At 37.2% G+C, this 10860-nt stretch carries 12 protein-coding genes; 11 read left to right on the top strand and 1 reads right to left on the bottom strand.

All coding sequences use genetic code 11. From position 1 onward, the window contains the following. Window positions 1-140 precede the first annotated feature (140 nt). From def to spoVM, 9 genes are read left to right on the top strand one after another with little or no spacing between them, the layout of a single operon-like run. On the top strand, window positions 141-644 hold the full coding sequence (gene def / locus RUH95_RS02910) for a peptide deformylase (protein WP_313891314.1): 504 nt from the start codon (window positions 141-143) through the stop codon (window positions 642-644). Then, window positions 641-1582, top strand: a complete 942-nt coding sequence (gene fmt / locus RUH95_RS02905) for a methionyl-tRNA formyltransferase (RefSeq protein WP_313891313.1) — start codon at window positions 641-643, stop codon at window positions 1580-1582. Before def ends, fmt begins: the two co-directional genes overlap by 4 nt. Then, the gene (gene rsmB, locus RUH95_RS02900; protein ID WP_313891312.1) at window positions 1579-2937 is read left to right on the top strand and encodes a 16S rRNA (cytosine(967)-C(5))-methyltransferase RsmB; all 1359 of its coding nucleotides are present in this window, start codon (window positions 1579-1581) and stop codon (window positions 2935-2937) included. Before fmt ends, rsmB begins: the two co-directional genes overlap by 4 nt. Before the next feature lie 25 nt (window positions 2938-2962). Then, window positions 2963-3691 (top strand): Stp1/IreP family PP2C-type Ser/Thr phosphatase, encoded by a 729-nt coding sequence (locus tag RUH95_RS02895; RefSeq protein WP_313891311.1) that lies wholly within the window; start codon window positions 2963-2965, stop codon window positions 3689-3691. Window positions 3692-3702: 11 nt separating this feature from the next. Continuing rightward, window positions 3703-5652, top strand: a complete 1950-nt coding sequence (gene pknB, locus RUH95_RS02890) for a Stk1 family PASTA domain-containing Ser/Thr kinase (RefSeq protein ID WP_313891310.1) — start codon at window positions 3703-3705, stop codon at window positions 5650-5652. Window positions 5653-5663: 11 nt separating this feature from the next. Beyond that, window positions 5664-6545 (top strand): ribosome small subunit-dependent GTPase A, encoded by an 882-nt coding sequence (gene rsgA, locus RUH95_RS02885; RefSeq protein WP_313891309.1) that lies wholly within the window; start codon window positions 5664-5666, stop codon window positions 6543-6545. Between the two features lie 2 nt (window positions 6546-6547). After that, the gene (gene rpe, locus RUH95_RS02880; RefSeq protein ID WP_313891308.1) at window positions 6548-7216 is read left to right on the top strand and encodes a ribulose-phosphate 3-epimerase; all 669 of its coding nucleotides are present in this window, start codon (window positions 6548-6550) and stop codon (window positions 7214-7216) included. After that, complete coding sequence (locus tag RUH95_RS02875; protein WP_313891307.1) at window positions 7213-7869, top strand: thiamine diphosphokinase; 657 nt, start codon at window positions 7213-7215, stop codon at window positions 7867-7869. The genes rpe and RUH95_RS02875 overlap by 4 nt, the downstream gene beginning before the upstream one ends. A gap of 14 nt (window positions 7870-7883) precedes the next feature. Beyond that, a complete protein-coding gene (gene spoVM, locus RUH95_RS21500) occupies window positions 7884-7976 on the top strand; it encodes a stage V sporulation protein SpoVM (protein WP_397469470.1) in 93 nt (30 codons plus the stop codon). Window positions 7977-8025: 49 nt separating this feature from the next. On the opposite strand, the gene rpmB is transcribed toward spoVM, so the two are convergent. After that, the gene (gene rpmB, locus RUH95_RS02870; protein WP_313891306.1) at window positions 8026-8214 is read right to left on the bottom strand and encodes a 50S ribosomal protein L28; all 189 of its coding nucleotides are present in this window, start codon (window positions 8212-8214) and stop codon (window positions 8026-8028) included. Window positions 8215-8499: 285 nt separating this feature from the next. Between rpmB and RUH95_RS02865 the strand changes: the two genes are divergently transcribed. After that, on the top strand, window positions 8500-8862 hold the full coding sequence (locus RUH95_RS02865; protein ID WP_313891305.1) for an Asp23/Gls24 family envelope stress response protein: 363 nt from the start codon (window positions 8500-8502) through the stop codon (window positions 8860-8862). A gap of 17 nt (window positions 8863-8879) precedes the next feature. Beyond that, window positions 8880-10538 (top strand): DAK2 domain-containing protein, encoded by a 1659-nt coding sequence (locus tag RUH95_RS02860; protein WP_313891304.1) that lies wholly within the window; start codon window positions 8880-8882, stop codon window positions 10536-10538. Window positions 10539-10860 lie beyond the last annotated feature (322 nt).

The raw sequence follows: 10860 nt of genomic DNA, 5'->3' as shown, positions 1-10860 counted from the left end.
TTTGGGGAAGGCAGTCTAAGTTCGCGACGTCCAGTCGCAACGACTGCATGACCTACGTAATGTAGGCCTCTAGCTCAATTCAAAACTTGGACACAATTACGCCAAGGCGAAATTGATTATGATTGAAATGAGGAAATGAAATGGCAATTAGACCAATAGTAGTACACCCAAATGAAATATTAACGACAAAGTGTAAAGAAGTAGTGAATTTTGATGATAAACTAAAAGCGCTATTAGATGATATGTATGACACAATGGTTGCTTCTGATGGAATAGGAATAGCTGCTCCACAGGTCGGAGAAGCTATTCAAGTTGCAATTGTCGATTTAGGTGAAGGACAAGAAGTAATTGAAATGATTAATCCAGAAATCGTGGAAATTGGTGGATCTGAAATAGAAATAGAAGGTTGTTTAAGCTTTCCAGATGTTTATGGTGAAGTAGAACGTCCATTTTATGTAAAAGTAGAAGCGCAAGATCGTGATGGAGCGTTATATGAACTACAAGCGGAAGATTATGAAGCAAGAGCGATTTTACATGAAATCGATCATTTACATGGTGTTTTATTTACATCGAAAGTTGTTCGTTATGTAGATTTGGAAGAAATGGAACGTTTAGCAGAAGAACAAGAGGAGGAAACCGAATGACGTCAATTATATTCATGGGTACTCCTGCATTCTCAGCACCGATTTTAGGCATGCTTGTAGAAGAAGGGTACAATGTTTTAGCGGTTGTAACACAGCCAGATCGTCCTGTTGGTAGAAAGAAAGTGTTAACGCCTCCTCCTGTTAAAGAAGAGGCACTTACATTAAACTTACCTGTCATCCAGCCGACGAAGTTAAAAGGCTCAGAAGAACTACAACAAATTATCGACTTACAACCAGACTTAATCGTGACGGCTGCATTTGGACAGATTTTACCAAAAGAGCTGCTAGAAGTACCGGAACTTGGCTGTATTAATGTACATGCATCTTTACTTCCTGCATATCGTGGTGGTGCACCAATTCATCAATCAATTATCGATGGGCAAGATAAAACAGGTGTTTCGATTATGTATATGGAAGAAAAATTAGATGCCGGTGATATTATTTCGCAAAGTGAAATTTCCATTGAGCATACGGATGATACCGGTTTACTTTTTGATAAGTTGAGCAAAGTTGGTTCTGATTTATTGAAAGCGACATTGCCTTCAATCATTTCCAAAACAAATAATCGCATCGTGCAAGATGAATCACTAGTGACGTATGCAAAAAATATTTCTCGCGAACAAGAACGAATTGATTGGAACAAAACGGCATTTCAAATACACAATCAAATTCGTGGCTTGCATCCATGGCCAGTTGCTTATACATCTTTAGAAGAGCAAGCGGTGAAAATTTGGAAAGCCGACACGATTCAAGAAAATGCAAAAGAACTCCCAGGAACTGTTATTAAAATATCGTCGGATTATTTTGTTATTCAAACTGGTTTTGAGGAAGCAATTCGAGTAAATGAACTACAGCCTGCTGGAAAAAAGAAAATGTCAGCGGAAGATTATTTAAGAGGCGTTGGCTCGAAATTGCGAATAGGGGATAAATTTGAATGACAAAAAAACCACAAGAAAAAATTTGGAATGGTAATGTTCGAGACGCCGCATTGTCTATATTAATGGCTGTAGAAAAGCAGCAAGCATACAGTAACTTACTACTTCATCAAACGATTGAAAAATACAAGATTGATCCAAAAGATCGTGCGTTATTAACAGAATTAACATATGGAACACTTCAATACAAAATGACATTAGATTACTATTTACTGCCATTCGTAAAAGGGAAATTAGACGATTGGGTTTTACAATTATTACGTCTATCGTTGTATCAAATCCATTATTTATCTCGTATTCCAGACCATGCAGCTGTCAATGAAGCGGTTGAAATTGCCAAAAGAAGAGGGCGTCATAAAGGAATATCTGGTGCTGTGAATGGAATACTACGTTCTATTTTAAGAGAAGGTGTTCGTTCGACAGAAGAGATTAAAGATGATGTAGAACGACTTTCTATTGAAACGAGTCATCCATTATGGATGGTGAAACGATTTGTTTCCCAATACGGCATCGTGGAAACGGAAAAAATGTTGAAAGAAAATAATGAGCCGCCAGTACAAACTTTACGTGTCAATTTATTTAAACGAACAGTGGAGCAAGTACTTCATTTATTGACACAAGAAGGATATGTCGTTGCACAAAGCGAAATATTACCTGAGTGTATTTACTTATTTAACGGACAAGCTGCTAAAACAACTGCTTTTGAACAAGGTTTTGTTACGATTCAAGATGAAAGCTCGATGATTCCAGCATATGCACTTCAAGCGGAGCCTGGAATGACTGTTTTAGATATGTGTTCTGCTCCTGGAGGAAAAACAACGCATATTGCAGAAAAAATGAAAAACACTGGGAAGTTAGTGGCGATGGATATTCATCAGCATAAATTAAAGCTAGTGAAAGAAAACGCAGATAGACTTGGCTTTAGCTTTATCGAAACAGTGGAAATGGATGGCCGTAAAGCATCGGAACTATATCCAGCAGAATCATTTGATCGTATTTTAGTAGATGCGCCATGTAGTGGTCTTGGGGTAATGAAGCGAAAACCAGATATTAAGTACACAAAAAGTGAAAAAGATTTCGCTTCTCTTAAGCCGATACAATTAAATTTATTGGAAGAAGCATATAAGCTATTGAAGCATGATGGTTTATTGGTCTATAGTACTTGTACGGTGGATCGCGAAGAAAATGAAGGAACTACCGAACTGTTTTTACAAGCGCATCCAGACATGGAACTTCAACGTTTTCCAGACGTTTTAAATAATATTAAGAAGCAGGAAAAAGAGGGTATGTTACAACTTTTCCCGCAGGACCTTAGAAGCGACGGATTTTACGTTGCTGCGTTTCGAAAAAAAGGCTAATACCAATAAGAGGTGAAGTGGACAAATGGAGTTCGTTGTTAAAACTGATGTGGGTATGAGAAGAACGGTAAATGAAGATAGAGTAGATGTATTTGTTCGTCCCGATGGACTTGTTTTGGCAGTAATAGCAGATGGAATGGGTGGTCATAAAGCGGGGGATGTAGCGAGTGAAATCGCATTAACTGAGTTTAAGCGATATTTTAATGCCTATAATCCTGCAATTGTCAGGTCAAAAGATTGGTTGACGTACACATTTCAATCGATTAACCAAACAATTGCAGACCACTCTGCTAGAAATGCTGGCTGTGAAGGAATGGGTACTACGTTAATAGCAGGACTGTTTAAAAACGAAAAAGGAATAATCGCACATGTCGGTGATAGTAGAGTGTATCAGCTTACTTCGGATACATTATTGCAAATTACACGCGACCATTCTTATGTAAATGTTTTAATAGACTCCGGTGAGATTAATGAAGAACAAGCAAAAAGTCATCCGAAGAAAAATGTTCTCATGAAAGCGATTGGAACGGAACGAACAGTTCATCCTGATTTTTATGAAGTAGCACTAAAGTCTAATTCTTATTTACTTTTTTGTACAGACGGTTTAAGCAATAAAGTGAGTGAACCATTTATTCATAATGCTCTTTTTTCGACGATGACATTGCAAGAAAAAGGAACGGCTCTTGTGGATGAAGCAAACCAAACAGGTGGAGAAGACAATATTTCGTTGATCTTACTTTCTACCAATGATTAGGAGGTGTAAGGATGCTTATTGGAAAACGAATTAGTGGCAGATATAAACTGCTTGAAATAATTGGCGGAGGCGGTATGTCAAATGTGTATTTGGCACATGACATGATTCTAGACCGTGATGTAGCGATTAAAATACTGCGATACGATTTTTCGAATGAAGAAGAATTGCATCGCCGGTTCCAACGCGAAGCATTATCTGCAACTAGCCTTACACACCCAAATATCGTAAATATTTATGACGTAGGCGAAGACGGAGTTATTCATTATATCGTGATGGAATATGTAAAGGGAGACACTTTAAAACAATACATACAAAATAATGCGCCAATTTCCCCGACAAGATCTGTGATTATTATGAAGCAATTAACATCGGCTTTAGCAAATGCTCATAATAATCATATTATTCATCGTGATGTGAAGCCGCAAAATATTTTATTGGATGAAGAAGGAAATGTGAAAATCACGGATTTTGGTATTGCGATGGCATTAAGTGCAACATCGTATACGCAAACAAACTCGGTGCTTGGAACGGTCCATTATTTGTCGCCTGAGCAAGCCCGCGGGGGAACTGCGAATAAACGATCAGATATTTATGCGTTAGGAATCGTATTATTTGAACTATTGACGGGCCAATTACCGTTTTCTGGTGAGTCCGCAGTTTCGATTGCATTAAAGCATTTGCAAACTGAAACACCATCTATCCGTGCGATTATTCCATCTATCCCACAAAGTTTGGAAAATGTTGTGTTAAAAGCGACTGCAAAAGACCAAAACGATAGATATCAATCAGCGGAAGAAATGGAAGCAGATTTAGCTACTGCTCTATCTCCAGAACGAGCGAGTGAAGGGAAATTTTTCGTTGCTGTAGACGAAGATGCAACGAGAATACTTCCAGTTATAAAAGAACCTGTTTCTTACGAGGAAATTTCCGAAACGAAGAAAATTCCGATTGTACCTCCTGTGAGTAAAGAGAAAAAGAAAAGCAATAAGTGGAAAATAATTGGTGGCATTATCGCCGGTGTTTTATTACTAGCGCTAGCAATAATTATTTTGTTCCCGGGAATGTTTAAGCCAGAAAAAATAGAAGTTCCAGATGTCGTCAATTTAGAATTACAAGCAGCTATTGAACAGTTACAAGCAGATGGATTTAAAGTTGGAGAAACGACAGAAGAATTTTCAGAAGAAATAGAAGAAGGTTTTGTTACTCGGACGACTCCAGAAGGTGGAAAACTTCGTGAGAAAGAAGCTGAAATTCATCTATTCGTCTCTTCTGGAAAAGAAACATCTGAGCTGCCTGATTATACAGGAAAAGATATTGATCAAGTTAAAATGCTACTTGGCAATCAAGAATTACGGATTGAAGTAGAAGAGGTATTTGATGAAAAAGAGCCGGGAATTATTTTAAAGCAAGATCCACCTGGTGGCTCATTTATTATTCCAGCTGAAACAGAATTAGTATTCACTGTTAGTAAAGGGCTAGATTTGAAAATCGTAAAAGACTTGAAAGGCTTTAACGAAAAAGCATTAAGTGATTATGAGAAATCTTCTGGTTTCAAAATTAACAGATCGAGCAAAGAAAATCACAATGATATAAAAGAGGGAGAGGTAATTAGACAATCTCCCGTAGCAAATACACAAGTAGCACCTGGAAGTACAATTGATGTTGTTATTTCAGCAGGTCAAAAAGAGAAGCCGACTAAATTGTTTGTTAAAATGGTGACAATCCCTTATGAAAACTCGGAAGAGTGGGAAGAAGGACAAGTAGAAGAGCAAGTTGTTCGAATTTATGTTCAGGATAAAACGAGATCGATGGCTGAACCTATTGAAGAGTTTGTCTTAGTCGAAACCGTTACTAGACAGCTATCTCTGGAAATTAGCGAAGGCGATAAAGCAGCATATCGTGTAGAAGTAGGGAATACAGTTATTGCGCAGGAAATAATTACTTATGATGAAATACAATAGGGAGGTTTCGGATGCCGACAGGTCAAATAAGAAAAGCGTTAAGTGGGTTTTATTATGTATATGATAATGATCAATTAATACAATGTCGAGGTAGAGGCGTCTTTAGAAATAGAGGCGAATCTCCGCTTGTAGGAGACTTTGTAGATTACACTGTAGAAGGACAAAATGATGGCACGATTACCGTTATTCATGAACGAAAAAATAACTTAGTTCGTCCGCCGATTGCTAATATTGACCAAGCAATTCTCGTGTTTTCAATAAAAGAACCAGATTTCAATACCATTTTACTTGATCGTTTTTTAGTAGTGCTTGAGTCTTTTCAAATCGAACCAATTATTTGTTTGACGAAAAGTGATTTAATGGACGAGCCGTTGGAACAAAAAATTCAACAATATATAAAAGAGTATGAACAAATTGGCTATACGCTTCTTATGACATTTAAAGATGATGCGGATATTGATGACAAAATTGCTCCTTTATTAAAAGGAAAAACGACTGTTCTTGCTGGACAATCGGGTGTAGGGAAATCGACTTTATTAAACACTATTTTACCGTCATTAAACTTAAAAACAGGTATTATTTCAGAAGCATTAGGACGAGGAAAACATACAACGAGGCATGTTGAGCTCATTGCAGTTTGCGAAGGATTACTCGCTGATACGCCTGGATTTAGTTCTTTTGAATTTGATTTGATGGAAAAAGAAGAACTTTCGAGTTGTTTTCCTGAATTTGTAGAAATTCAAGATGAGTGTAAATACCGTGGATGCATGCATGTAAAAGAACCAAAATGTGCAGTGAAAGATGGAGTAGAGTCTGGCAAGATAAAAGCATATCGATACAAACACTATATCCAATTTTTGGATGAAATAATAGATAGAAAGCCGAGGTACTAATTATGGTGAAAATAGCTCCATCAATACTAGCAGCGAATTTTGCAAAACTTGGAGAAGAAGTATTAGAAGTAGAAAAAGCAGGAGCAGAGCTTATTCATATTGATGTCATGGATGGTCATTTTGTTCCGAATATTACGATGGGTCCAATCGTTGTAGAGGCGTTACGCCCGCTTACAAAGCTACCATTAGATGTCCATTTAATGATTGAAAATGCAGATTTATATATTGAATCTTTTGCAAAAGCAGGAGCAGATTATATTACTGTTCATGTGGAAGCGTCTCCGCATTTACATAGAACGATTCAATTGATTCGTTCTTTTGGAGTAAAGCCTGGAGTTGTGTTAAATCCACATACGCCAATTGAATCTATTCAGCATGTTCTAGAAGATATTGATATGGTTTTATTTATGACGGTGAATCCAGGATTCGGCGGTCAAAAATTTATTCATTCGGTAGTTCCGAAAGTGAAGCAATTAGCAGATCTTATAAAAGAAAGAAACTTATCGATTGAAATTGAAATTGATGGCGGTATCAATGAAGAAACGATTATCCCTTGCGTAGAAGCAGGTGCAACGATATTTGTCGCTGGATCAGCTATTTATAATGCAGAAGATAAAGGGAAAGCCTTGCAAGCTATTAAAAATGCAGGTTTAAGTGTAGCTGGAAAATGACAAGAGTAGTAGTTTGCTCTGGAGGTCCAATTGAGGAAGTTGTTGATTTTAAACAACTTCCTTTTTCCAAAGAAAAAACAATTTTTATTGGAGCAGACCGTGGCGCACTTCATTTATTGCAAAAGGGCATAACGCCAGATGAAATTATTGGTGACTTTGATTCGTTAGTGGAAGAGGAATTCCATTTATTGGAACGGTCTGTTGAGAAAATAACAAGATTAGCTGTTGAAAAAAATGAAACGGATACGCATATTGCTGTTATTAAAGCGCTTTCGTACAATGCAGAAACGATTATTTTAACAGCTGTTACAGGCGGCAGACTAGATCATTATGAAGCTGTGCTACATGATATGTTTCGGTTCCAATTGAATTATCCTAACACGACGTTTTATATTTACAATAAACAAAACGCCATTCGATTTTTATTGCCAGGAACACATGAAATTGAAGAGGACAGTCATTATAAATATATTTCGTTCTTTTCGTTTGGAGAACCGATAGAACATGTTGTATTAAGGGATTTTTTATATGAAGTGACAGATGAAACGATTTCGATGGGCAATGCAAAATTTACAAGTAATGAAGTAAGTGGACGAACGGGTACTATCTCTTTTAACGCTGGCATATGTTTAATGATAAGAAGCAGTGACTAAAAGGGAGGAATTGTGTGAAGGTCTACACATTTAGGTTGCCTAAATCCGTAAGTAGTTTGGCGAAAGTTTGTATTCGAATGTTTAAAAAGGAAGAAAAGAAAAAATGAAAAAATGCCAAGCTGACAGTTGTCGGCTTGGCATTAATTATGAGTGCGATTAAACGCGCTCAATTTTACCTGATTTCAAAGCTCTAGCTGAAACCCATACACGTTTTGGCTTGCCATCTACAAGAATACGAACTTTTTGAAGATTAGCTCCCCAAGTACGTTTAGTAGAGTTCAATGCGTGAGAGCGAGAGTTACCAGAACGAGCTTTACGCCCAGTGATTACACATACTTTTGGCATTATAATTTCCTCCTTAAAAAAGAAGCTGAAAGATTTTTCAGTTCGTTATTTCACATACTATAACAATTTACCACAGACTATTAGTATGTGCAAGTCTTATCAAGAAAAAAACCTTTACACTATAAATGATTAAACATGCTTACTTTAGAGTGGAATACTGATAAATAAAGACATCGCGAATAGTCATATAAATTGAAAAACTAGACGAAGGAAACGCTCTCTTTTATAATTTAAAAGGGTGTAGTACAATATAAGATAGTCAAAAAGGACTTGGGAGGTTTCATCATGTCGATTGAATTGAAAAACGAATTCGGACAAATTGATATATCACAAGATGCGGTCGCACAAATTGCTGGCGGGGCTGCTATAGAATGCTACGGTATAGTAGGGATGGCATCAAAGCATCAAATTAGAGATGGATTAACAGATATACTAGGCAAAGAAAATTTTACAAAAGGTGTAGTTGTAAGACAAGAAAAAGAAGATTTACATATCGATATGTATATTATCGTAAGTTACGGAACAAAAATATCTGAAATAGCTTACCAAGTGCAATCGAAAGTGAAATATACACTTCATAAATCGCTTGGTATGTCAGTGAAATCCGTAAATGTTTATGTACAAGGAGTTCGCGTGGCAAGCGTGTGAATGAGGGAGAGAAAATAATGAAATCAATTAATGGTATACAGTTCGCAGATATGGTCAAAATGGGAGCGCATCATCTGTTTCAAAATGCAGATTATGTAGATGCTTTGAATGTATTTCCAGTTCCAGATGGTGATACAGGAACCAATATGAACTTATCAATGACATCTGGTGCTAAAGAAACTGCTGCTCATACAGTGGACCATATCGGTAAAACTGCCCAAGCGTTATCTAAAGGCTTACTTATGGGAGCACGTGGTAACTCAGGTGTTATTCTGTCTCAGTTATTCAGAGGCTTTGGAAAATTTGTAGAACAATCACCAACATTGGATACAAAGAAATTTGCACAAGCGTTACAATACGGCGTAGAAACTGCTTATAAAGCAGTTATGAAGCCTGTTGAAGGAACAATTTTAACGGTTGCAAAGGATTCTGCTAAAAAAGCTGTAGAAGTAAGTGAAACAGAAGAAGATATTCGTTTATTAATGGTAGCTATCGTAGAAGAAGCTAAAAAATCATTAGAACGTACACCGGATTTATTGCCAGTTTTAAAAGAAGTTGGCGTAGTTGATAGCGGTGGACAAGGGTTAGTTTACGTTTATGAAGGATTTTTAGCGAGCCTAAAAGGTGAGGAACTACCTGAAAAGACTGTTAGTAACCTGTTAATGGATGATTTAGTAAGTGCTGAACATCATAAAAATGTACAAGGGTTTATGAATACAGCAGATATTGAATTTGGTTTCTGTACAGAATTTATGGTTCGATTCCAAGATGGTAAAAAAGCATTTGATGAAACTGCATTCCGCAATGATTTGAGCATATATGGAGATTCGTTGTTAGTTATTTCAGATGATGAAATTGCCAAAATCCATATTCACTCAGAAACGCCTGGGGAAGTATTGTCATACGGACAGCAATATGGCGATTTGATCAAAATCAAAATCGAAAATATGCGCGAGCAACATACAGAATTAGTTGGAGAAGGCTATGCAAAAGAAACTCCAGCGAAAAAAGAAGAAAAACATCCGTATGCTGTCGTAACAGTTGCGATGGGTTCAGGCGTAGCAGAGCTATTAAAAAGCCTAGGGGCATCTGCTGTTATTGAGGGTGGGCAAACAATGAACCCTTCTACAGAAGATATTGTGAAAGCAATTGAATCAGTAGGAGCAGAAAGAGTATTGATCTTACCTAACAACAAAAATATTATTATGGCTGCAGAGCAAGCTGCGGAAGTTTTAGGTATTGAAGCAGCAGTAGTACCAACGAAAACATTACCACAAGGTATGGCGGCTATTTTAGCATTCAATGCACAAGCATCTGTGGAAGATAATAAAAAGGGTATGACGGATGCATTTGCACATGTGAAAACAGGTCAAATTACATTTGCTGTTCGCGATACGTCGATTGATGGGGTAGAAATAACGAAAGATGATTTCATGGGGATTGCTGATGGAAAAATTATTCTTTCTATTCCTTCGAGAGAAGAAGCGGCAACAAAACTTGCTGAAGCGATGATTGATGAAGATGCAGAAATAGTTACAATCATTTATGGTGAAGGTGTTACAGAAGAACAAGCATCTAGTCTTGCTGCGTTTATTGAAGAGCAATTTGAAGATGTTGAAGTAGAGTTATATAACGGAAAACAACCGTTGTATCCATATCTATTATCTGTTGAATAATTGGGGACCACGAGAGTTATTTTCTCGTGGTTTTTTCTTTGAAGAAAGTAAATAAAAATGTTCCATGAACACAGGGTTTACGGTGGAACCGTTGATTTCCGTTCCAGATGGACGCGTTCCGCGGGGTGAGCGATGAACCATCACCGCCCCTACGGGTACGTTGTGATGTTTTATCTGCCTCACTGATCCCGCTGGAGTCGCCGTCTTGCACTTCAATCAACTAATATATGTCTAGGTCAAAAAATTCTAAGGAAATCTTCCTATTACGGTACGATAAAATAAGGTAAATGTAAGTGGTGTTCCTCGTGATTTCAAACCAAGA

Source organism: Psychrobacillus sp., from assembly GCF_032154225.1.
Classification (GTDB): domain Bacteria; phylum Bacillota; class Bacilli; order Bacillales_A; family Planococcaceae; genus Psychrobacillus.
Note: the sequence above shows the minus strand (reverse complement) of the source record. Positions and strands in the feature narration are given on the sequence as shown.